Origin of the sequence: Aeromonas sp. QDB54 (assembly GCF_027707385.1) — a bacterium.
GTDB classification, from domain to species: Bacteria; Pseudomonadota; Gammaproteobacteria; order Enterobacterales; family Aeromonadaceae; genus Aeromonas; species Aeromonas hydrophila.
The window spans coordinates 161565-183337 of record NZ_JAPCIT010000009.1 but is presented as its reverse complement, the minus strand read 5'-3'; the positions used below and the strand labels follow the sequence as shown (position 1 = coordinate 183337).

Here is a 21773-nt window from a genome sequence, read left to right as displayed (position 1 = left end):
GGAGCGGGCGGGGATGTTGACCTGCCAGGCATGGTTGAGCGTATGGCGGGTTCGGCCGTGAGGATGCCGCGAGAAGCAGGAAAGGGGAGATGCAAAAAGCCCGCTCGAGGAGCGGGCTTTTCTAATCTGGTGCGTCCTAGTGGATTCGAACCACCGACCCCCACCATGTCAAGGTGATGCTCTAACCAGCTGAGCTAAGGACGCAGGGTGCGCAAGGCGACTTTAATCTGATTGCAGGGGAGTGGTGGGTTTAATTGGATTCGAACCAACGACCCCTACCATGTCAAGGTAGTGCTCTAACCAACTGAGCTATAAACCCACATCTGTGTTCAACTGGATTCGAACCAACGACATCGCCTACGCCATGTCAAAGTACTGCTCTAACCAATTGAGCTATAAATCCACATCTGCAATATATTCAAGCTGTTATGGTGCGTCCTAGTGGATTCGAACCACCGACCCCCACCATGTCAAGGTGATGCTCTAACCAGCTGAGCTAAGGACGCATAACAGGTTTCCATGATGGTGCGTCCTAGTGGATTCGAACCACCGACCCCCACCATGTCAAGGTGGTGCTCTAACCAGCTGAGCTAAGGACGCATCACGGAAAAGTGGTGGGTTTAATTGGATTCGAACCAACGACCCCTACCATGTCAAGGTAGTGCTCTAACCAACTGAGCTATAAACCCACTTTGCAAACCGGGCCAGAAACCCGTTTCACCACACCAGCACTGCTGACGTGGTCGGCATACTACCCATGCCCCCCAAGGCTGTCAACAGGCCGCACGCACAAAGCAGACTGTTTGCCCAGTTCTTGCGCAGCCTGTTGATTTTGCAGGCGAGTTTGCCCTATTGCGCCTTGGAGAGGGCGCTGCAGGCCTCCGGGCTGGCAAAGCGGCCATAGATGTAGCGCAGCCGGGCTCCCAGCATCAGGGCGGCGCCGGTCAGACCGACGATGAAACCGATCCAGAAGCCCTGCGGCCCCATGCGCGGCACCAGCCAGTCGGTCAGCCCCAGGATCATGCCGGTGGGCAGCCCCAGTCCCCAGTAGGCGACGATGGTGACGTAAAAGATCGCCTTGGTGTCCTTGTAACCACGCAGGGCGGCTGCGGCCACTACCTGCACCGAGTCGGAGATCTGGTAGATGGCGGCGAAGAACAGCAGTATGGCCGCGAGGGTGATCACCTGCAGGTCGTCGGTGTAGATACTGGCGATATGCTCGCGCAGCAGCACGGTGAGGGCGGCGGTACCGGCAGCCACCGCCATGCCCAGCATCAGGCCGGTGCGGGCGGCGACGCGGGCGTGCTCGGGCTGACCCTCGCCGATGCTGTGGCCGACCCGGATGGTGACACCCACCCCAATCGACAAGGGCAGCATAAACACTAGGCTGGAGAAGTTGAGGGCTATCTGGTGGCTCGCCACCGTCTCCGCACCGAAGGGGGCCAGCATCAGGGCCACCACGGTAAACAGGGTCACTTCGCAGAAGATGGCCATGGCGATGGGAAAGCCTAACCGGAACAGGCGCCAGATCCGGCTGCCGTTGGGGCGGGCGAGCCGGGAGAAGAGGTTGATCTCCTTGAAATGAGAGGAGAGCTTCACATAGACGATCATCGCCAGCAGCATGGCCCACAGCACGATGGCGGTGGCCACGCCGCAGCCCACGCCACCGAGCTTGGGCATGCCGAAGTGACCGTGGATGAAGACATAGTTGGCGGGGATGTTGACCGCCAGCCCCACGAAGCCGATCACCATGGTCGGCATGGTGTGGGAGAGCCCCTCGCTGAAGTTGCGCAGCACCTGGAACAGTACGAAGGCGGGCAGACCCCACATGATGGCGTGCAAAAAGCCGGTGGTCTTGGCGGCCATGACGGGATCCACCTTCATCAGGTGCAGCGCCAGCGGGCTGAAATAGAGCGCCAGCATGGCGATCGGGATCACCATCAGTGCCAGCCAGAAGCCCTGATGCACGGCGGGGCGTACCTCGTCCCGCTTGCGGGCCCCGTTGAGCTGGGAGACGATGGGGGTGAGCGCCATGATGATGCCCTGGGTCAGCAAGATGATCGGCAGCCAGAAACTGGAGGCCACCGACACCGCCGCCAGATCCACGGCGCTGACCTGGCCCGCCATCACGGTATCGACGAAGCTCATGGCGACCTGGGCGACCTGGGCCACCAGAATGGGACTGGCTAGACGAACGAGTTGCCTCGCCTCGGACCAATAACGTTGCACTGACACCTCCGAGTGGATCAGATAAAGCGTAAAAAGAGCGGGTAGCGGGAAGGGCCTTTGCACTCCCGAAACGGGAATGCAAAGTGCGGGGGGGTCATTCTAGCCTGAAATTCATCCGGGACGAAACGTTTGGCGCAAGGGCCGGATCAGGCGTCCTCGTGATCGCTGATCAGCAGGTTGGCGGCGGCGTAGGCGGCCTGTTCGCGCAGATCTGCCGGCACCCGCTCGTCCGATGCCACGGCGTTGAGCGCCCTGATGGTGGCGGCAATGGCCTGCGGCACATAGCCCTGCTCCCCGGAGCCAATCTGGTTGTAGGCGATGCGAATGGCCTCACAGCATTGATATACCTGCATTTTTATTTCCTTGTCAGCGCTGGTTTGAATGCCGTCACTATAGCGATCGGCCGCCTGCTTGTCAGCCAGCGCGCTTGTCTGGGGCTCGGGGCGAGGTTACCCTGCCTTTTTTCGTAGCAGGAGACGAGACATGTTCACCGGCATAGTACAGGGGACCGCCGAACTGGTGGCCATCGACGAGCTGCCCAACTTTCGTACCCACGTGATCCGCATGCCGAACCCGGCCTGGGGCGAGGGGCTGGCGCTGGGCGCCTCCGTGGCCCATAACGGCTGCTGCCTGACCGTCACCCGGGTCGAGGGGGAGCTGGTCAGCTTCGATCTGATGCAGGAGACCCTGCGCCTCACCAACCTCGGCCAGCTGCAGCCGGGGGACAAGGTCAACGTGGAGCGGGCCGCCCGCTTTGGCGACGAGATTGGCGGCCACGCCATGTCCGGCCACATCATGGGCACCGCGCAGGTCGTCTCGGTCATCGACACTCCCAACAACCGGCAGGTGTGGTATCGCCTCGCCCCCACGCTTATGAAATACGTGCTGACCAAGGGGTACATCGGTATCGACGGCATCAGCCTCACCGTGGGGGAAGTGCGCGGCAGCGAGTTCTGCGTCAATCTCATTCCCGAGACGCTGGCCCGTACCAACCTGGGTTGGGTCAAAGCCGGCTGGCATACCAACATCGAGATCGATCCCCAGACCCAGGCCATCGTCGATACGGTGGAGCGGGTACTGGCGGCCCGTCAGCCGGGGTAAGTTGACCAACGCGCCCTCAGGGATTTGCCATTGAAAAGGGCCTGCATCATGCAGGCCCTTGGCGATCTTGTGGGTGGGTTCACTGGCAGTCAGAACATCTGCTCGTCGTCTGCGTCCACAAACAGTTGCAGGCAGTCGCGCGCCTCATCCCGATGCAGTCGCAGGTGGATGGGGTTGCAGCAGGCCATGCAATCCTCGTAGAACTCCTGATCCCCCTGGCTGGCATCCAGCTCGACCCGGGTATGATGGCCACAGTGGGGGCAGACGATGCGCTTGCTGGTGTACTCGATCATGATGACCTCCTCGGGCCCGTGGGCCGCCTATCTCCCCTGATTCTAGTTGGTTCGCTCTGTCCTGACCGCGAGCAAGCGCACGTTTATGACCGGGATCAAGGGAGGCAGGAGGTCAGTCCGACAGCACCTGCGTGCTGTTTACTTGACCCAGTTGGCCAGCATCTCGGCATCCAGCTCGGTGAGCGAGCGTAGCTGGTGATCGGCGATGGCCAGACGGGGATCGCCCACTAATGCAGGGTCCGGCACGATCAGCGCCTTCATGGAGGCCGCCTTGGCCGCCAGCAGGCCGGTGAAGCTGTCTTCGATGGCCAGACAATGCACCGGCTCCACTCCCAGCTTCTCGGCGGCGTGGATATAGACATCTGGATGCGGCTTGCCGAAGCGCTCCACCTCGGCGGAGTGGACCGCCAGGAAGCGATCGCGAATGCCGAGCTTGCCGAGTACCGCTTCCACCATGGCAAAGGGGGAGGAGGTCGCCAGACCCACCTTGAGGCCGCGGGCCTCGATGAGATCGAGCGCCTCCAGCACACCGGCCTTGGCCTGACCTTCGGAGAGGATCAGCGCGTTGACCCGATCCAGAATGCGCTGCACCACCTCTTCCTGGCTGGGGCCGCTCCAGGGGCGCAGTCGATACCAGTGGGCCACCAGCTGATCGATGCGCACGCCAATGGTCGATTCGCAATCTTCCACCGTGTGGGGATGTCCCAGCTCGGAGAACACGGCCATCTGGGCCCGTTGCCAAAAGGGTTCCGAGTCGATCAGAACACCATCCATATCGAAGATCACGGCAGTTAACATCTTGTACTCCTGACATAGGTGAAGGGGGGATTATAAGCGAGGCGCCTCAATGCAAAAGGGGCATTGCCATGCCCCTTGCGCCGGATCACGCAGGCAAACGTTTGTTTGTGCGAGACAAAAAACAGTGGTCAGAAGAGCACGTCCACCCTGGCGGCCACGGCTTTGGCCTGCTCGACGGCGGTGGGGCAATCTTCAGCCCGAGCCAGCGCCACGCCGAGTCGGCGGCGGCCGGCGATCTCCGGCTTGCCAAACAGCCGCAACTGGGCACCCGGCACCAGCGCCAATGCCTCGCCAATCCCCTGATAGCGGATGTTCTGGCTGTGACCTTCGCGCAGCACCACGGCGGAGGCGCTCGGCCCGTACTGGGTGATGGTGCCGATGGGCAGCCCCAGAATGGCGCGCACGTGCAGGGCGAACTCGGAGAGATCCTGAGAGATGAGGGTTACCATGCCGGTGTCGTGGGGGCGCGGCGAGACCTCGCTGAACCACACCTCGTCACCCCTGATGAAGAGTTCGACCCCGAACAAACCGTAACCACCGAGGGCTTCTACCACCTTGGCAGCTACCTCTTTGGAGCGGGCCAGCGCCAGCTCGCTCATGGCTTGCGGCTGCCAGGATTCGCGGTAGTCGCCATCTTCCTGCCGATGGCCGATGGGCTGACAGAAGTGGATGCTGTCGACGGCGCGCACTGTGAGCAGGGTGATCTCGTACTCGAAGGGGACGAAGCCCTCGACGATCACCTTGCCGCGGCCGGCGCGACCGCCCTCCTGGGCATAGGTCCAGCTCTCGTCCAGTTTGGCGAGATCGCGCAGCACACTCTGGCCCTTGCCGGACGAGCTCATCACCGGCTTCACCACGCAGGGCAGGCCGATGGTGTCAACGGCGGCGACAAACTCCTCCTTGCTCTGGGCAAAGCGGTAGGGGGAGGTGGGCAAGCCCAGTGTCTCGGCGGCGAGGCGACGGATCCCCTCCCGGTTCATGGTGAGCTGGGTGGCGCGGGCGTTCGGCACCACCTTGACGCCTTCCTGCTCCAGGGCGGCCAGGGTATCGGTGGCGATGGCTTCAAGCTCGGGAATGATCAGATCCGGTTTGACCTCGTTGACCAGGGCGCGCAGGGTGGTGCCGTCCAGCATGTCCAGTACATGGGCTCTGTGCGCCACCTGCATGGCGGGGGCATCGGCATAGCGGTCGGCGGCGATCACCTCGATGCCGAAGCGTTGCAGCTCGATGGCGACCTCCTTGCCAAGTTCGCCAGAGCCCAGCAGCAGGGCGCGGGTGGCGCCGGGGCGGGTAGCGGTTCCAAACATGTGATCTCTCCTGATGTCGTGAGTGATGGTTGATGGCCGCTATTGCGCGAATAGCGGGCAAAAAAAGAGGCACGCATGGCGTACCTCAGGAAACGGATTTGTGGGCGCGCTGCTCCAGATGGGTGAGCAGGGTGATGGCGCCGATGATGATGGCGGCCCCGAGCCACAATCGACCGGGCGGCGCCCAGCCAAACACCAGCCAGCCGGCCAGCACGTTCATCGGCAGCTTGGCAAAATCAAAGGGTTGCACAAACGAGGCTTCGGCCACGCTGTAGGCGCGGGCGATGGACATCTGGGCCAGTGCCGACAGCACGCCGGAGGCAGCCACCAGCAGCCACTGGGTTTCGCTCGGCCACTGCCACTCCGGCAGCGCCAGCATGGCGTTGAACGGGGTGCTGAAGATGAGCAGGTAGACGACGATGGTGTGGGACGACTCGCTCGCCGCCTGATAGCGCACCAGCAAGGAGTAGCCGGCCCAGAACAGCGCCGCCGCCACCGGCAGCAGCGAGGCCCAGCTGAAATCGTCGGTCCAGGGGGCCAGGATCAGCATGGCGCCGACAAAGCCGGCCAGGGTCGCCAGAATGCGGACCCGGCTCACCTGCTCTTTGAGAAAGAGCGCCGACCCCAGGGTGGCAAACAGCGGCGACGTCATCAGCAGCGCGATGCCCTGCCAGATGGGTACGGGCACCGCCAGCGCCCACAGCCAGAACTGGATACCGACCACCGCCAGGGCGACCCGTAGCAAGTGCAGCCGCAGCTGGTTGGTCATCAGCGACTGGCGCAGACCGTGACGAACCAGCCAGGGCAGCAGGCAGACCAGGGCAATCAGATATTGATGGAAGGCGACCTGGGTCGAAGGAAGGCCGAGCTTGAAGCTGACATATTGGCTCAGGCTGTTGACGGCGGCGAAGCAGAGGCCCGCTACCATCATCCAGACTGCACCGGCAAAGGGAGAGTGCCTGCGCGAGGGTGTCATGGGATCCGGAACGCTGAAAAAAGTGCGGCGGATCATAACGGCAATCGTTTGTTCTGCCAAGCCTTGGCGGGGCGGCGAAACGGTGGCTGGCGAGAGAGTGAGCTAACATCAAATATTTTGAATAAGTTGAGCATCTATTTTCGCTATCTGTATAGAAGCCCAATGTTTAGAGTGACCTCCATCGACAGCACCGCTGTTCAACCGACAACCAAATGGAGTTTCACCATGGCCAATATCCTCGTACTCAAGTCCAGCATCCTGGGCCAATATTCCCAATCCAACGCCCTGATCGACGGCTTTCTGGCCGACCATCAGTCCGACACCGTCACCGTGCGTGATCTGGCGTCCCTGAACCTGCCGGTGCTGGATGGCGAGCTGGCCATGGGCCTGCGCGGTGGTGAGAACCTCAATGAGCGTCAACTGGCCGTGCTGGCACAGTCCGACGAGCTGATCGCCGAATTGAAGGCAAGCGATCTGGTGGTGATTGCCGCCCCCATGTACAACTTCAACATCCCGACCCAGCTGAAAAACTGGATCGATCTGGTGGCCCGCGCCGGCGTCACCTTCCGTTACACCGAAACCGGTCCGGTCGGCCTGGTGGTAAACACCCGCGCCCTGGTGATCAGCCCCCGCGGCGGCATGCACGTCGGCAGCGCCACCGATCTGGTGACCCCCTACATGCGTACCGTGCTGGGCTTCATCGGCATCAAGGAGGTGGACTTCATCTACGCCGAAGGCATGGGCATGGGCCCGGATGCCCAGGCCAAGGGCATCGAGCAGGCCAAAGGCCAGCTGGAGACCCTGGCACTCTGATCAAGACGGCACTTTGCCAGACGTCAGAAAGCGACAACGCAGCCCTCGGGCTGCGTTGTCTGTTTTGGGGTCTTGTGGCGAATGGGGCCGGACAGGTCAATCCCGCAGAAAGCGGCGACAGCCGCTGCCGACCATCAGGCAGACCGCTACCAGGGAGCCCAGCAGCAAGGTGGTGAGCCACTGCTCGGCGCTGTCGGGCAGGCGCGGTGACAAGAGGCTGATCATCAGCAGTGCACAGAGGGTGATCAGGCTGGTCGGGCGGGTCAGGAACATCATGGGTCATCCTTGGCTGCGGCTGGTGAGTAGAAGGCTAACCACGGTCTGTGACAGCAAGATGTATCCATACCTCTTGCCGCAGGTCAGTTGACCGGGGTAGCCATCACCATAGCAGCTTTTGCCGCCGGAGCCAGCGGCATGGGCCGGGTTGTGATCCGGATCCCTATCTGAACTGTTTCTGATCTTCCTGGTAGTGGAAATCGCCGCTGGCCAGCCTGGCGACCAGCGCCGCCTTGTCGAGATCCTGCGCCTTGCAGAGATCATCGAGATCATCGAAGCGATCACGCAGCTGCATGTTGACTAGGCTCAGCAGCATGTTGACGTCCATGGTGGCAAAGTTGTTCAGATTCATGAGGGTCGCTCGCTATCCAGCAGGTGAAGTTGTTCGATGGCGTCGCTGACGCTTTGCAGGTGCAGACGGATGGATTGGCGTGCCTCGGCCGGCAGGTAGTCGGTGAGGGTGTGCTGCCAGCTGCCCGCTTCGGTCTTGAGCTGCTGGAACAGGGTGAGCCCCGCCTGGGTGAAGGAGACCAGGCTGACCCGCTTGTCGTGCTCGCTGCTCTCGGTAAAGAGGATCCCTTTCTCCACCAGCCGGTGAATTTCGCGGGAGATCCGCACCTTGTCCATCCCGCTCGCCTCGACCAGCTCTTTCTGGCTGATGGGGTAGTTGGGGCCGAGCACCATCATCAGGCGCCATTGGGGCACCGTCAGCTGATAGCGCTGCTGGTAAAACTGCTCAAAGGTGTCGCGCACCATCTCGGCGGCGTGAACCAGCTGATAGGGGGGATAGTGGGCAAGCAGCTCTATGATCTTTGACATATGACATCCTGCTGTGACGGCTGCATCGGGTGCAGTTTCTCTTGATACTTTGGCCTTGATGATACGTAACACAAGGCCGTTTGTCTGAACATGCACCAGAGAAATGTGCGGTTGCGCACGTCATCCGCCGCAACCGGGTCTGTTCGAGGCTGGTTTTGTGCTGCGGGCTCAGCCTTTGCGCAGCCAGATCAAGGCGTTGTGCTTGAGCCAGGCCTCGCGGCTTTGCAGGGTGTAGAGCGCCGCCTCGTCGCGACTGCCCGCCTGCCAGCTGTGGGGCTCCTGTTTGGGCAGCTTGCGCTGGCCCAGCAGACAGGCCGGTACATGGGCGTTGGCCTTGGTGGCGGCGCTCAGCAGCGGCTGCGCGGCCTCGGCCCCCGCGCAGACAAATGTCATCAGCGCCTTGTTGTAGAGCAGCCAGCTGGAGGCTTCATCAAAGCGCACCAGCAGGGCCTGCAGGGCCTGCCACTCCCCTTGCAGGGCATAGAGGCTGGAGAGGGGATAGCGGCAACCCAGCTCGTCGGCCACGCACAGCTCGAGCAGCGCCAGATATTCGCTGCGCGCCTGTTCCAGCTGGCCGAGGCGCAGCAGGCAGTCGGCCCGTCCAGCCCGGGCGGCCAGCAGCGGGCGCGCTTCGTGGGCACTCCAGCCATGGCCGGCAATCTGCTGCCAGAAGGCAGCGTCGAACAGCGGCTCGGCGTCGGCGATCACCTTGTCGAACCAGCCGAGGCGGCTGTGCGGATCGCGACTGGCGTCGGCCCGTTCGAACCACTGTTGCCACTGCTCGGCCTGCTCGCTGTCCAGCGTCAGCTCCGAGCTTGGCACGGCCTGATACTCGTCCAGTTGCAGCAGCTGGTTGAGGGCGGTCTTCATGTTCTGGCGCTGGCGCTTGCAGAACTCCATGAAGGGGAGGTCGCTACCGGCGGCCGAGTGCAGCATCTGCGCCATGGGTTTGTCGCGAAACAGGCTCAGCTCGGCGGCCAGGCTGAAACGGTACTGGGTGGTCGGGTCGTTCAGATCCTTGGGCTTGGGCCAGGTGGCAAAGCCCTGGCTGAAGCCGTAGCACCACTGACCGAGCGGGTGACTCTGCTCGAAGACCTGCTCCGGACTCTCGGTGGAGAGGCGGCACTGGCTCGGCAGGACGAGCTGGGCCTCATCGGCCTGGGCTTCCAGCTCGGCGATCAGATGGTGCAGCGCGTCGCTGCTCTTTTCATCCAGCTCGGCGTCATGGGGCAACAGACCGGCCAGCGGGGCCTGCCAGTCAGGGGCATCCGGCCCGACCAAGCGGGCGCACAAAAAGCCGTGCAGCGCCGGGTAGGTCATGTCCTGCCCACTGTGGGTCTGGATCCATTGATTGAGATGACGGGTACGAGTGGATGGATTCATCGACAGTTCCTCTGGATTTTGACAGCGGCGAAGTCTACCCAAAAGTGGGGTTATTTGCAGCTAAAGGGCGGCTGACTGGCGATTATATCGCCGTAAAGTGGCCAAAAGGCCCTGAAAATCACCCGCGAACAGGGCAAGGGACTAGGCCCTGTTACCGCTCTTGGGGTAACATGCGCGCCCATACGGACAATGAAAAATTGGCCATCCGGACAATGAAAGAAGAGAACACCATGCTACAGATTGGCAAGATGAACACCCTTACCGTAGTCGAGCTCGAAGAGCGCGGCGCCTGGCTTGCGGCCGACGAATATGGCGAGCTGCTGCTGCCCAAACGCCAACTGCCGGAAGGGGTGGCTGAAGGCAGTGAGGTCAAGGTTTTCCTCTATCTGGATGCCGACTGCGAACCGGTGATCACCACTGACAAGCCGTTTGCCATGGTGGACGACATCGTCGGCCTCAAGGTGGTCAATGCCAACAAGATCGGTGCCTTCCTCGACTGGGGCATGAAGAAGGATCTGTTCGTGCCGACCCGTGAGCAGAACAAGCCGATGCAGGTGGGCCACGTCTATCTGGTGCGGCTGATGCTTGATCATGAGGGCCGCATGGTGGGCACCAGCCGCATCGAGCGGTTCCTGCGCACCGACAAGCCCCCCTTCAAGGCGGGTGACGAAGTGACTGCCCTGCCCGGCGAGCGCACGCCGCTCGGCATCAAGGCGATCGTCAACGGCGAATACGCCGGCATGCTTTTCAAGAACGAGGTGTTCGGCCGGGTCACCACAGGCCGGCCACTGACCGCCTGGGTCAAGCAGGTGCGTGACGACGGCAAGCTGGATCTGACCCTGCAAAAGCCGGGCATGGCGCGGATGGACGATGCCGGTGAGCTGATCCTGGCCCGTCTCAAGAAGCAGGGCGGGAGCCTGGCGGTGGGTGACAAGAGCGAACCCGAGCTCATCTACAAGCTGCTCGGCATGAGCAAGGGCACCTTCAAGAAGGCCATCGGCGGCCTCTACAAGCAGGGCAAGATTGTGCTCGAGGACAACTGCATCACGCTCGTGGTTGCCGATAGCGCGCCGGATGGCGAATAAGTGCCGAGCCCCTGCATTGGCCATTGCCAGGCGAAAGACGGCCTCTGTCTTGGCTGTGGCCGTACCCTGACCGAGATAGGTCGCTGGTCCGCCATGGACAGTGATGCCCAGCTGGCGGTGATGGCGCAGCTGGACGGTTCAACCAGCACCCACCGCTGCCCCGGCTGCGGTGAACCGGCCTTTTGCGCCGTGTCAGCCGGTGCGACCATCGCCGAGTGCTGGTGCAGCCAGTTGCCGGCCCTGCCCATGGGGGAGGCCAGCGCCTGCTGGTGCCGCCGCTGTCTGGTCAAGGCCATTGCGGCCCGCCCCTGAGGGGCTTTGCAGAAAAGAGAAAGGCGCCGAGGGCGCCTTTTTCATGCCTGTTGCTGGCGGTGCCAGCGCACATGGACATCGTGCTCATTTAGATGACGGGGCAGCAGGAAGGTGGCAAAAATCACCTCAAATTCCTCCTGATGATCCAGCAAGCCGACCCACACCTCGACCCAGCGTTCCATGTCGACCGGCACACCGAGTTCGGCTGACCAGTCGGCGTTGGGCAGGGTCGCCTCGACGGCGCCACGCTGTTCGAACTCCAGGGTGATGTCGACGATTTGTTCGGGGGCCAGCATGTCTGCGGCCTGCTCAAGAAACTGATCATAGGCCCATTCGACCAGTTGATCCGGGGTACGCTGTTCCATGAAATCACTCCAGATACATCGAGGTTCGCTACTGTAGCAATTATTGGCGGTGGCGGCCAGACCAGTGGCCATGGTGCGCCAGGTCTGGGCAAGGGCGTCGGCAAAGGGGTATGGTTGAAGGGGGATGGCCAAGGGAGAGGTGCCATGAAACGACGGACAAGGCGACAGCAGATCAAACGGCGGCGAGAGGCCTGGTGGTGGCACTATCTGCCGCTGCATCGGGGCACCATAGGCGGCCATCTGGGCCCGCCGGCAGACGATCCGGCTGCCGGCAGTTGAGCCTTGGCAGCCGGCTGGTCAATCGGCCTGATGCACCTTGTTGAGGGTGATCTGACCCAGCTGGCCCATCTGACGGCGGATCCAGGCCGAGCGCTGCTGGACGTAGGGTGAAGGAGGCTTGACCCGGTAGCGCCAGGGATTGGGCAGGGCGGCGGCCAGCAGGGAGGCCTCGTAGCGGGTCAAACGGGCGGCCGGTTTGCCGAAGTAGTGCCTGGCAGCCGCCTCGGCGCCGTAGATGCCGGGCCCGAACTCCACGATATTCAGGTACATCTCGAGAATGCGGGACTTGTCCCAGCCCAGCTCCATCAGCAGGGTGAACCAGGCCTCGATCCCCTTGCGCAGGAAGCTGCGATCGCTCCACATGAAGAGGTTCTTGGCGGTCTGCTGACTGAGGGTACTGGCACCGCGCACCCGTTCGCTGTGCTGATTGTGCTTGAGCGCCGAGCTGATGGCATCCATATCGAAGCCGTTGTGCTCGGCAAAGCGTTGATCTTCGGCGGCGATCACCGCCAGTTGCAGCTCGCGGGAGATCTGCTCGAGCGGCACCCAGTCGTGTTTGACCTCGGCCACCTTGGCCGGTGGAAACAGCGCCCGCTCGAGGCGCCAGGTCCACATGGGCGGATCGATGAAGCGCAGCAATGCCACCGAGACGATGGTGCTGAGCAGCGCTGCCAGCAGCAGTTTGCCGAGCCCGCTCAGCAGGCGTCTGGCGAGGGCGGGACGCACGGGGTCGGGCTCCGGCTCTGGCTCCCAGACGTAGTGGCTGGGATCATCGGGATCCGGAATTATTGGGGCAGCCATTCGATGTGGCAGAACTTCTCGTCAACACGGCGGGAGAGCAGCATGCGGGCGAACAGGTGCTCGTACTCTTCCTGCTCGTTGCCAAGCCCGATCCAGACTTCGGCATACTCGGCGTCACTGACTTCGAACCCGACATCCGCTTCCCAGTCATCGGCCGGATCGGTTTCCGCCAGCAGGCCGCGATCGTTGAACTCCTGATTGAAGCGGGCAATCTCCTGCTCCGGCAGGTTGTCGGAGGCCAGCTCCATGAAGAGTTCCAGAGCGGTGTCGAGCAGTTCCTCGACGCTGTGCATTTCGTCGTTCAAAGACATAAGCGATCTGTTCCAGCTGAAAATAAAAGAAAAACCCCGTCGGCAAGGCCGGCCGGTGGCGCGCGGTATTCTAGCTGGCCCCTGCTTGCTTGGCGAGTACGGCTGGCGGCGCCGTGGCAATAAAAAACCGGATCCTGACACAGGATCCGGTCTTCATTGGGGGAAGGGGTCACGCATAGGGCGTCAGCTCATCCCTTCTTGTCATCGGCGAAGGTGATGTTGAGCTCCAGCACGGACAACTCATCACTCTTCTTGTCCAGCTGGACCGTGATCTTATCAGGGTCGATCTGCACATATTTACGGATCACGTCGAGGATATCCTGCTTGAGCTGGGGCAGGTAATCCGGCCCCCCTCTGGATGAACGCTCGTGAGCCACGATGATCTGCAACCGCTCCTTGGCCAGTTGTGCGGTGCTCTGTTTCTTGTTGGAACGAAAATAATCCAATAATGACATGCTTAACTCCCGAACAGTCGGCTAAAGAAGCCCTTCTTTTCTTCTTCCAGAAAACGAAAATCCTTGGTGTCGCCCAGCAGGCGGGCAACGGCATCCTCATAGGCCTGACCGGCATCGGACTCCTTGTCCAGGATGACGGGTTCCCCCGAGTTGGAGGCACGCAGCACCGCCTGGGACTCCGGGATCACCCCGAGCAGTTTGATGGCCAGGATCTCCTGCACGTCCTGCACGCTCAGCATGTCGCCACGGTTGACGCGAGTCGGGCAGTAGCGGGTGAGCAGCAGGTGTTCCTTGATAGGGTCTTCGCCACGCTCGGCGCGGCGGGATTTGGAGGCCAGGATGCCGAGGATGCGGTCCGAGTCTCGCACCGACGAGACTTCCGGGTTGGTGGTGACGATGGCCTCGTCGGCGAAGTAGAGCGCCATCAGGGCACCCGCTTCGATCCCCGCCGGGGAGTCGCAGACGATGTAGTCGAACTTCATCTCGGTCAGCTGATCCAGGATCTTCTCGACCCCTTCACGGGTGAGGGCGTCCTTGTCCCGGGTCTGGGAGGCGGGCAGGATGAACAGGTTTTCGCAGCGCTTGTCCTTGATGAGGGCCTGGTTGAGGTTGGCCTCGCCATTGATGACGTTGACGAAGTCATACACCACGCGCCGTTCGCAGCCCATGATGAGGTCCAGATTTCTCAGACCAATGTCAAAATCGATGACCACGGTCTTGTGGCCACGCTGAGCTAAACCGGTACTCAGGGCCGCGCTGGTTGTGGTCTTGCCAACGCCACCTTTACCCGATGTAACGACTATGATTCGCGCCATTCTCGCTTCCTTGTAACTCTATTTGATACGGTCTATACGGAGTTGTTCGTTATCCAGCCGGACATGAACCGGTTGCTGGATGAGGCCGGCCGGCAACGCATCGCTCAGCTGGAATGTGCCTGCGATGGAGAGCAGCTCGGCCTGCAATTGCTGGCAATAGATCCGTGCCTGGGGGTTGCCCTTGGCACCGGCAATGGCCCTGCCGCGCAGAGTGCCATAAATATGAATACTGTCATCGGCGATCACTTCGGCGCCCGGACTGACCGAGCCCAGTACCACCAGCGAGGTGCCGGCGGCATAGAGCTGCTGGCCGGATCGCACCGGGCCCACATGCACCTTGCTCGCTACCAGCGGAGCCGGCACGGCTTTCACCTCGACGATGGGGGCCGGGGCTGGAGCCGGCTCTGGCTGGGGTTGCGGCTCGGCCTTGCGGCTCTTGCCGGAGGCCATCACCGCCAGTCCGGCCGCCTTGGCGGCCGTCTTCATCGCCTCGCTCTGGGCCCCCGTGATCCCGACCAGCACGAAGTCTTCCGATTCCACCAGCTCCTTGAGCTGTTCGAAGTCGGGGATATCGGTGAGCCGTTCCACATTGATGACGAGGGGGGCACAATTAAAAAACTGGGGCGCCTGAGCCACTTTGGCCGCCAGCAACTGGCGGATCCGCTCAGGTTTGCCATCGCTGATATGCAACACAGAAATAGTGAAGGTGGTCCCTTTCAATTCGTTATCGCGCTCAACCATGAATCTTCCCCGAGACAGAGACGGTAATCCGTTATTGTTATTCAATTCCCGATGTTATAGTTTGCCATCCTCAGAGGCAATAAACCGGTTGGATTATATCAATTTCCATGTTGTGTGCAGTCTATAAAAGTCGCAAAAAAGCCGAGACCTATCTTTTTGTTGAAAGAAGAGAGGATTTTTCCCGCGTACCCGAGGTGCTGATGAGTGCATTCGGCCGTCCCGAACTGGTATTGATGACCAAACTGGACCCAGCCAAGCCCTTGGGGATCGCCTCCACCAGCCGGGTGATGGAGGCGCTGCAGAGCCAGGGCTTCTATCTGCAGGTGCCACCGCCACCGGAAAACCTGCTGGAACAACACAAGGCCCAATTAAAGGCCGAACGGGAATGAAGGGTCGGCTGGCTCTGTTATTGATAAGCGGGATCGTCAGTTACCCGCTGCAGGCCAGCCCCGATTTTGAACGTTATGTGACGGGTCTCAAACAAGAGGCCCTGGCCGCCGGGATCTCGCCGGCGACGGTCACCGCCGCCTTCGCCGATATTTACCTGATCGAGGTCGCCATTCGGCACGATAAAAATCAGCCGGAATTTAAACAGACCCTCGCCACTTATATTCCTCGCGCCGTGCCGCAATGGAAAGTCAATCAAGCCAAACGGCTATATCGTCAGTATTTGCCGCTGCTCACAAAAATAGGGGCGGAATATGATGTGCAACCTCGTTTTATTGTCGCCCTGTGGGGCATTGAAACCAATTTCGGCAAATTGACCGGCAAATATCCGCTGATGTCGTCGCTGGCGACCCAGGCCTGGGAGGGGCGCCGTGAGGCCTTCTTCAAGGGGCAGTTGTTCGACGCCCTGCGCATTCTGGAGCAGCAGAAAATGGCGCCAGCCGATCTCAAGGGATCCTGGGCCGGTGCCATGGGGCAGGTGCAGTTCATGCCCTCGTCCTACCTCAAATATGCGGTCGATCAGGACGGGGACGGCAAGCAGGATCTGTGGGGCAATCTGGCGGATGTGTTTGGTTCGGCAGCCAATTATCTGCATCAGAACGGCTGGCACGGGGATGAAACCTGGGGTCGTCGGGTGAGGGTGCCGGCAGGGCTGGATCCTGCGCTGATCGGGCTGGAGGAGAGCCGGGCGCTGTCGGCATGGCAGGCCCTCGGAGTGCGCAAAGCAGATGGGACAGACTTGCCGCGGGCGTCGCTGCAGGCCTCGCTGGTGCAGCCTGATGGGGAGGGCGGGGCAGCCTATCTCGCCTATCCCAATTATCGGGTACTGCGCGACTGGAATCGCTCCCACTATTTCGTGGTGGCGGTGGGCACCCTGGCCGATCGTATCGTGGAATAATCGATAATGGTGCCGCCGGATTTGTCGCCGAGGGCAAGCAGCCAGCGTGGGAATAGCGATCGGAATGGTGCCGCCGGATATGCCATGGGGGGCAAGCCATCAGCGTAGGAATAACGATCGGATGCGGCAAATTCTCTGAACGAGAGGGGGCGCAATATCCAAACGACAGGCAATAAAAACGGCGGGAATTCCCGCCGTTTTTATTGTTGCTACGCCGACTTATTCGCAGGCGACTTGCATCACCTTGATGGCCAGGCCACCGCGGGAAGTTTCACGGTACTTGGAGTCCATGTCCTTGCCGGTGATGTACATGGTCTCGATCACCTTGTCCAGCGAGACGCGCGGCTTGGAGGTGCGACGCAGCGCCATGCGGGAGGCGTTGACCGCCTTCATGGCGGCGATGGCGTTGCGCTCGATGCAGGGCACCTGCACCTGGCCGGCGACCGGATCACAGGTCAGACCCAGGTTGTGTTCCATGCCGATCTCGGCGGCTTCACAGACGTGCTCCGGGCTGCCGCCCATCAACTCGGTCAGACCGGCGGCGGCCATGGAGCAGGAGACGCCCACTTCCCCCTGACAGCCCACTTCGGCGCCGGAGATGGAGGCGTTCATCTTGTAGAGCATGCCGACGGCGGCGGCGGCCAGATAGAAGCGGGTGTAGTCGTCGCGGCCAACCGGCTGGATGAACTTGTCGTAGTAGGCCAGCACGGCCGGGATGATGCCGGCGGCGCCGTTGGTCGGCGCGGTTACCACACGGCCACCGGCCGCGTTCTCTTCACTCACCGCCAGGGCGAACATGTTGACCCAGTCCACGATGTTCATCGGATCGTTGGAGAGGTTCTCGTTGGTGGTCAGCTGACGATAGAGCGGCGCGGCGCGGCGCGGTACGCGCAGCGGGCCGGCGAGAACGCCTTCGGTGCGGCAGCCGCGCTCGATACCTTCACGCATGGTGGTCCAGATCTTGCCAAGTTTCTTGTAGATCTCTTCCGGGGTATTGAAGCACTTCTCGTTCTCCATCATCAGGGCGGAGATGGAGAGGCCGGTCTGGCTGCAGTGGGCGATAAGCTCGGCCGCGCTCTTGAACGGGTAGCTGACGGACATGTCGCCGCTGTCGGCCTTGCCGAAGTTCTCTTCGTCAACGATGAAGCCACCGCCGATGGAGTAGTAGGTCTTGCTGTAGACGGCAGCATCTTCGATGAAGGCGGTCAGCTTCATGCCGTTTTCATGCAGCGGCAGGGCTTCGTCATGGAACACCATGGCATCGCGCGGGAAGCTGACGGTATGGCAGTGCAGGCCGATGGGCAGACGACCGGTCTGCTCGACGCGCGAGATGAACTCGGGAATGCCGTCGATGTCGACATTTTCCGGCAGGTTGCCCGCCAGACCCATGATGATAGCGGTATCGGTGTGGTGACCTTTGCCGGTCCAGGAGAGTGAGCCGTAGACATCGACCTGGATCCGGGTGATGTCACGGATCTTGCCGCCTGCACGCAGTTCATCCACGAACTGTTTGGCAGCTTTCATCGGGCCGACAGTGTGGGAAGAGGAGGGGCCAACACCGATTTTGAAGATATCAAAAACGCTGATCATGTAACAATTACCTCAGGATAGAAGGGGGCGCCATGCCCACTCGCAGAAACGGGGTGATCCATGGGACGAGGGCGTCGTCGCCGAGGTCAATGAACCAGATAGCCACAGTGTAACGGCTCAAAGCCCAAAAAAAGTTGAAATAGATCTATTTTTGTTGAATCAGAGCGGGCGAGTATAAAATTTATTTTGATGCTTATCCATTTTGTTAAGCGTTTGCCCATAAAAATACCCGACAATGCCGGGTATTTAGGAACCAAATGGAGCAAGTTACCGATTTTTAACACTCGGTGATGTTAACCGCCAGGCCACCGCGGGCGGTTTCCTTGTATTTGGTCTTCATGTCGTTGCCGGTTTCCCACATGGTCTTGATCACCTTGTCCAGCGACACCTTGTGCTCGCCGGTACCGCGCAGGGCCAGGCGCGCGGCGTTGATCGCCTTGACCGCCCCCATGGCGTTGCGCTCGATGCAGGGCACCTGCACCTGGCCACCGACTGGATCGCAGGTGAGCCCCAGGTTGTGTTCCATGCCTATTTCGGCGGCGTTTTCGACAATCGCCGGGCTGCCGCCCAGGATCTCGGTCAGCGCCCCCGCCGCCATGGAGCAGGCGACGCCCACCTCGCCCTGGCAGCCCACCTCGGCGCCGGAGAGCGATGCGTTCTTCTTGTAGAGGATGCCGATGGCGGCGGCGGCGAGGAAGTAGCTCAGCAGCAGCTCGTCATCCACCTTGCGCACGAAGCGATCGTAATAGTGCAGCACGGCGGGAATGATGCCGGCGGCGCCGTTGGTGGGGGCGGTCACCACCCGGCCGCCGGCGGCGTTCTCCTCGTTGACGGCCAGCGCAAACAGATCCACCCACTCCATCACCATCAGCGGATCCTTGTTGAAATTGGTCTCGCAGCTGAGCTGGCGATAGAGCGCCGGGGCCCGCCGTTTCACCTTGAGGCCGCCGGGCAGCACCCCTTCGCTGCGGCAACCACGCTCGACGCAGCCCTGCATGGCCTGCCAGATCTTGCGCAGGCCCGCCTTGATCTCGGCTTCGGTGCGAAACACCTTCTCGTTGGCCAGCATCACCCCGGAGATGGAGAGGCCGCTCTCCTGGCAGTGGGCCAGCAACTGGGCGCCGCTCTCGAACGGGTAGGGAATGGGGTGGGCCGCATCGAAGCGGGCAGCCTCCTCCTTGGCATTGGCGAAGTGGCTCTCCTCGATGATGAAACCGCCGCCGATGGAGTAGTAGGTCTGGCTAAACAGCAGCTGTTCCCCGGCAAAGGCGCGCAGGGTCATGCCGTTGGAGTGGGCGGGCAGGGTCTTGCGCCGGTTGAAGATGATGGCGCCGCTGCGGGCAAACTGGCTCGGTTGTTCACCCGCCAGCAGCAGCGACTGGCTGCGCTCCACCTCGGTCAAAAAGGCGGGGATGGCTTCGATGTCCACCGACTCGGGTTCGAAACCGGCCAGTCCCAGGATGATGGCCTTGCCGGTGCCGTGGCCCTTGCCGGTCTGGCCGAGCGAGCCGTAGCACTCCACTTCTACCCGTTCGGTACTGGGCAGCACTCCCTGCTGCTTGAGCGCGTTGACAAAGGCGTAGGAGGCGCGCATCGGCCCCACGGTATGAGAAGAAGAGGGACCGATCCCGATGGAAAACAGGTCGAAGACACTGATCATGACACCACTCCGATTATGGGTTTCGTCTAAATATTGTAAATTTTTTGTAGTCGATGGAAAGCGGGAAAACCGAGGGGTGTGATGGCGGCACGCAAATGAAAGAGAGGATGGGCTGCAAAGAGGAGGGCGGATTGCGCCAAAAAAGAAGGAGCGGCCCGGGGGCGGCTCCTTTGTGCGTGTTCAGGCAAGGGTTGCCGGCGGTTTAATCGAGAAACTCGCACAGATAGGCGGTGGGGGTTTTCACTTCCAGCTTGAAGGAGGAGTGGCCGGCCACGTCGAAGGATTGACCCTGCTCATAGGTGTGCCATTCGTCTTCGTCGGCCAGCTGGATGGTGAGCGCCCCCTTGACCACCGTCATCCGCTCGGGGGCGGCGGTATTGAACTGGTAGTGACCGGCTTCCATCACACCCACGGTGGCTTTGTCGCCTTTTTGCTCGAAACCGATGGATTTTACATTTCCATCAAAATACTCGTTAACTTTCAGCATGTTTTCATCCCTGTATGCACGTTTGCCTAGCCAAAGTAGCACAATCTTTTGCCAGTTGTCATGAATAAAGCGGGAAAAATCGCCGTGAGCCTTTTGAATCTTTACTTTGTTGCAAACTTATCAATAACTCCCGTTAACGATTTGACGATTTAAAACAGCGAATAAATATGAGATAAAGCGCGCGCTTAGTGGAATGGACAGCTGTTCATCCCCTGTTTGGTTGATTGCACTGGGAAAGTGCGAATATTTGCTACTTAAAGGAACATTCTGTGTTAACAAAAGGACTCATTAAGAACGTTGGCTTCCAGGTCGTGGTCGCCATGGTGCTGGGGGCACTGGTAGGGGCGTTCATGGGTGAACAAGCCACCGTATTTGCGCCGCTCGGTACTCTCTTCATCCAGCTGATCAAGATGCTGGTGATCCCGCTGGTGGCGGTGGCCATCCTGTCGGGGGCGGCCAACCTCGGCGCCAGCCCGGCGGCGGGCAAGATTGGCGTCACCACGCTGGCCTTCTTCCTCGGTACCTCGGCGCTGGCAGTACTGCTGGCCCTGGTGATGGGCCAGATCTTCAAGCCCGGTGTCGGGGTCGAGTTCGGCTCCATGGCCTCCATGTTCTCCGGTGACTATGCCGACAAAGGGGCTCTGCCGGACGCCGTGGCCACCCTGCTCGGGATGATCCCGACCAACGTGTTCAGCGCCCTGAACGAGGCGAACATCCTGCAGATCCTGGTGTTCTGCATGTTCCTCGGCATCGCCCTGGCCAAGCAACCCCGCGAGCGGGCCAAACCGCTGGTGGATGGCCTCAATACCCTGGTGGATGCCTTTGTCTGGATGATCAACAAGGTGATGCTGATCGCGCCGCTCGGCGTGTTCGGCCTGATGGCCGATGCCATCGGCACCTACGGTTTCGACGTGCTGACCCTGGTGCTCAAGCTGTTCGTGGTCTATCTGGCCGCCATCCTGATCTTCGCCTTCGTGGTCTATCCGCTGCTGATCGTGCTCTTCTCCAACACGCCGGTACGCAAATATCTGTCTGCCATGAAGAAGCCGCAGATCGTCGCCTTCTCCACCGCCTCTTCCATGGCGACCCTGCCGGTCAACATGGAGACCTGCGAGGAGGAGCTGAAGGTGACCAATGCCACGGCCTCCTTCGTGCTGCCGCTGGGCGCCACCATCAACATGAGCGGCAACGCCATCTATTACGGTCTGGTCGCCATCTTCTTCGCCCAGGTCTACCAGATCGATCTCTCCATGGGTGCCTGGGCCGCCATCATAGTGACCGCCACCCTGGGGGCCATCGGTCAGGCCGGTGTGCCGGGCCCGAGCTTCCTGGTGGTCGCCGTGCTGCTGGCAGCCGGGATCCCCATCGAAGGGCTGCCGCTGCTGTTCGCGCTGGATCGTTTGTTCGACATGATCCGTACCGCCCTCAACATCACCGGCGATGCGGCCTGCGCCGTCATCGTCGACCGCTACAGCCCGGATTACGATCCGGACCGCTGGAACAAATAATCCAGCTGCAATGAACAAGGGGCC

Annotated in this window: 27 protein-coding genes and 5 tRNA genes; 8 read left to right on the top strand and 24 right to left on the bottom strand. The window is 61.1% G+C overall.

Annotated elements, in window-relative coordinates; translation table 11 throughout:
• Window positions 1-127: 127 nt before the first annotated feature.
• From PG881_RS11515 to PG881_RS11485, 7 genes are all read right to left on the bottom strand, one after another.
• Window positions 128-204, bottom strand: a tRNA-Val gene (locus tag PG881_RS11515).
• Window positions 205-242: 38 nt separating this feature from the next.
• Window positions 243-319 (bottom strand) — tRNA-Val (locus tag PG881_RS11510).
• A gap of 110 nt (window positions 320-429) precedes the next feature.
• Window positions 430-506: transfer RNA gene (locus PG881_RS11505), tRNA-Val, on the bottom strand.
• Between the two features lie 17 nt (window positions 507-523).
• Window positions 524-600 (bottom strand) — tRNA-Val (locus PG881_RS11500).
• A gap of 12 nt (window positions 601-612) precedes the next feature.
• Window positions 613-689 (bottom strand) — tRNA-Val (locus PG881_RS11495).
• 160 nt (window positions 690-849) lie between these two features.
• Entirely contained in the window at window positions 850-2229 is a 1380-nt protein-coding gene (locus PG881_RS11490; RefSeq protein ID WP_158197357.1) for an MATE family efflux transporter, read from the bottom strand.
• 146 nt (window positions 2230-2375) lie between these two features.
• Window positions 2376-2582 carry a YaeP family protein gene (locus PG881_RS11485; RefSeq protein WP_005301307.1) on the bottom strand — a complete coding sequence of 69 codons (207 nt, stop codon included), beginning with the start codon at window positions 2580-2582 and terminating at the stop codon, window positions 2376-2378.
• 130 nt (window positions 2583-2712) lie between these two features.
• Here PG881_RS11485 and PG881_RS11480 point away from each other — a divergent pair, with 130 nt between their 5' ends.
• Window positions 2713-3330: a riboflavin synthase subunit alpha gene (locus PG881_RS11480; protein WP_270800094.1), complete on the top strand. Its 618-nt coding sequence runs from the start codon at window positions 2713-2715 to the stop codon at window positions 3328-3330.
• A gap of 89 nt (window positions 3331-3419) precedes the next feature.
• On the opposite strand, the gene PG881_RS11475 is transcribed toward PG881_RS11480, so the two are convergent.
• The 4 genes from PG881_RS11475 to PG881_RS11460 all read right to left on the bottom strand — a co-directional run bounded on the left by PG881_RS11475 (window position 3420) and on the right by PG881_RS11460 (window position 6704).
• Window positions 3420-3623 carry a CPXCG motif-containing cysteine-rich protein gene (locus tag PG881_RS11475; protein ID WP_005301298.1) on the bottom strand — a complete coding sequence of 68 codons (204 nt, stop codon included), beginning with the start codon at window positions 3621-3623 and terminating at the stop codon, window positions 3420-3422.
• Between the two features lie 138 nt (window positions 3624-3761).
• Window positions 3762-4421, bottom strand: coding sequence for a hexitol phosphatase HxpB (gene hxpB, locus PG881_RS11470; protein WP_043123203.1), 660 nt, complete (start codon window positions 4419-4421; stop codon window positions 3762-3764).
• Between the two features lie 128 nt (window positions 4422-4549).
• Window positions 4550-5728, bottom strand: a complete 1179-nt coding sequence (purT, locus tag PG881_RS11465; RefSeq protein WP_270800091.1) for a formate-dependent phosphoribosylglycinamide formyltransferase — start codon at window positions 5726-5728, stop codon at window positions 4550-4552.
• Between the two features lie 85 nt (window positions 5729-5813).
• A complete protein-coding gene (locus PG881_RS11460) occupies window positions 5814-6704 on the bottom strand; it encodes a DMT family transporter (protein ID WP_052213274.1) in 891 nt (296 codons plus the stop codon).
• Between the two features lie 225 nt (window positions 6705-6929).
• Between PG881_RS11460 and PG881_RS11455 the strand changes: the two genes are divergently transcribed.
• A complete protein-coding gene (locus PG881_RS11455) occupies window positions 6930-7517 on the top strand; it encodes an FMN-dependent NADH-azoreductase (RefSeq protein WP_270800088.1) in 588 nt (195 codons plus the stop codon).
• A 96-nt stretch (window positions 7518-7613) separates the two neighbouring features.
• Here the strand turns inward: PG881_RS11455 and PG881_RS11450 are convergent, their stop codons facing one another.
• From PG881_RS11450 to PG881_RS11435, 4 genes are all read right to left on the bottom strand, one after another.
• Window positions 7614-7793 (bottom strand): hypothetical protein, encoded by a 180-nt coding sequence (locus PG881_RS11450; protein WP_039214394.1) that lies wholly within the window; start codon window positions 7791-7793, stop codon window positions 7614-7616.
• 163 nt (window positions 7794-7956) lie between these two features.
• Window positions 7957-8145 carry a DUF4250 domain-containing protein gene (locus tag PG881_RS11445; RefSeq protein WP_016350843.1) on the bottom strand — a complete coding sequence of 63 codons (189 nt, stop codon included), beginning with the start codon at window positions 8143-8145 and terminating at the stop codon, window positions 7957-7959.
• Window positions 8142-8612: a MarR family winged helix-turn-helix transcriptional regulator gene (locus tag PG881_RS11440; protein ID WP_016350842.1), complete on the bottom strand. Its 471-nt coding sequence runs from the start codon at window positions 8610-8612 to the stop codon at window positions 8142-8144. The genes PG881_RS11445 and PG881_RS11440 overlap by 4 nt, the downstream gene beginning before the upstream one ends.
• Before the next feature lie 168 nt (window positions 8613-8780).
• Window positions 8781-9995, bottom strand: a complete 1215-nt coding sequence (locus PG881_RS11435) for a UPF0149 family protein (protein WP_270800085.1) — start codon at window positions 9993-9995, stop codon at window positions 8781-8783.
• A gap of 212 nt (window positions 9996-10207) precedes the next feature.
• Between PG881_RS11435 and PG881_RS11430 the strand changes: the two genes are divergently transcribed.
• Both PG881_RS11430 and PG881_RS11425 read left to right on the top strand, forming a co-directional pair.
• On the top strand, window positions 10208-11080 hold the full coding sequence (locus tag PG881_RS11430; protein WP_045526749.1) for a CvfB family protein: 873 nt from the start codon (window positions 10208-10210) through the stop codon (window positions 11078-11080).
• Window positions 11081-11392, top strand: a complete 312-nt coding sequence (locus PG881_RS11425; RefSeq protein WP_016350839.1) for a DUF1289 domain-containing protein — start codon at window positions 11081-11083, stop codon at window positions 11390-11392.
• Between the two features lie 41 nt (window positions 11393-11433).
• On the opposite strand, the gene PG881_RS11420 is transcribed toward PG881_RS11425, so the two are convergent.
• The gene (locus PG881_RS11420) at window positions 11434-11757 is read right to left on the bottom strand and encodes an HI1450 family dsDNA-mimic protein (RefSeq protein ID WP_016350838.1); all 324 of its coding nucleotides are present in this window, start codon (window positions 11755-11757) and stop codon (window positions 11434-11436) included.
• Between the two features lie 144 nt (window positions 11758-11901).
• Between PG881_RS11420 and PG881_RS11415 the strand changes: the two genes are divergently transcribed.
• A complete protein-coding gene (locus PG881_RS11415) occupies window positions 11902-12036 on the top strand; it encodes a hypothetical protein (RefSeq protein ID WP_256681954.1) in 135 nt (44 codons plus the stop codon).
• An 18-nt stretch (window positions 12037-12054) separates the two neighbouring features.
• Here the strand turns inward: PG881_RS11415 and mtgA are convergent, their stop codons facing one another.
• From mtgA to minC, 5 genes are all read right to left on the bottom strand, one after another.
• Window positions 12055-12762 (bottom strand): monofunctional biosynthetic peptidoglycan transglycosylase, encoded by a 708-nt coding sequence (mtgA, locus tag PG881_RS11410; protein WP_011705989.1) that lies wholly within the window; start codon window positions 12760-12762, stop codon window positions 12055-12057.
• Between the two features lie 59 nt (window positions 12763-12821).
• Window positions 12822-13148, bottom strand: a complete 327-nt coding sequence (locus PG881_RS11405; RefSeq protein WP_043162467.1) for an HI1450 family dsDNA-mimic protein — start codon at window positions 13146-13148, stop codon at window positions 12822-12824.
• Window positions 13149-13336: 188 nt separating this feature from the next.
• Window positions 13337-13603, bottom strand: coding sequence for a cell division topological specificity factor MinE (minE, locus tag PG881_RS11400; RefSeq protein WP_011705991.1), 267 nt, complete (start codon window positions 13601-13603; stop codon window positions 13337-13339).
• Window positions 13604-13605: 2 nt separating this feature from the next.
• Window positions 13606-14418 carry a septum site-determining protein MinD gene (gene minD, locus PG881_RS11395; protein ID WP_011705992.1) on the bottom strand — a complete coding sequence of 271 codons (813 nt, stop codon included), beginning with the start codon at window positions 14416-14418 and terminating at the stop codon, window positions 13606-13608.
• Between the two features lie 18 nt (window positions 14419-14436).
• Window positions 14437-15159, bottom strand: coding sequence for a septum site-determining protein MinC (gene minC, locus PG881_RS11390; RefSeq protein WP_024945321.1), 723 nt, complete (start codon window positions 15157-15159; stop codon window positions 14437-14439).
• A gap of 107 nt (window positions 15160-15266) precedes the next feature.
• Between minC and PG881_RS11385 the strand changes: the two genes are divergently transcribed.
• The gene (locus tag PG881_RS11385; protein WP_011705994.1) at window positions 15267-15548 is read left to right on the top strand and encodes a YcgL domain-containing protein; all 282 of its coding nucleotides are present in this window, start codon (window positions 15267-15269) and stop codon (window positions 15546-15548) included.
• Window positions 15545-16504, top strand: coding sequence for a lytic murein transglycosylase (locus PG881_RS11380; protein ID WP_270800077.1), 960 nt, complete (start codon window positions 15545-15547; stop codon window positions 16502-16504). The genes PG881_RS11385 and PG881_RS11380 overlap by 4 nt, the downstream gene beginning before the upstream one ends.
• A gap of 219 nt (window positions 16505-16723) precedes the next feature.
• Here the strand turns inward: PG881_RS11380 and PG881_RS11375 are convergent, their stop codons facing one another.
• From PG881_RS11375 to ppnP, 3 genes are all read right to left on the bottom strand, one after another.
• Window positions 16724-18094, bottom strand: coding sequence for an L-serine ammonia-lyase (locus PG881_RS11375; RefSeq protein WP_011705996.1), 1371 nt, complete (start codon window positions 18092-18094; stop codon window positions 16724-16726).
• A gap of 277 nt (window positions 18095-18371) precedes the next feature.
• A complete protein-coding gene (locus tag PG881_RS11370; protein ID WP_011705997.1) occupies window positions 18372-19754 on the bottom strand; it encodes an L-serine ammonia-lyase in 1383 nt (460 codons plus the stop codon).
• 202 nt (window positions 19755-19956) lie between these two features.
• Window positions 19957-20241: a pyrimidine/purine nucleoside phosphorylase gene (gene ppnP, locus PG881_RS11365; protein WP_010633884.1), complete on the bottom strand. Its 285-nt coding sequence runs from the start codon at window positions 20239-20241 to the stop codon at window positions 19957-19959.
• A 269-nt stretch (window positions 20242-20510) separates the two neighbouring features.
• Here ppnP and PG881_RS11360 point away from each other — a divergent pair, with 269 nt between their 5' ends.
• Window positions 20511-21749 carry a dicarboxylate/amino acid:cation symporter gene (locus PG881_RS11360; protein WP_103827502.1) on the top strand — a complete coding sequence of 413 codons (1239 nt, stop codon included), beginning with the start codon at window positions 20511-20513 and terminating at the stop codon, window positions 21747-21749.
• The last annotated feature ends 24 nt before the right edge of the window (window positions 21750-21773 follow it).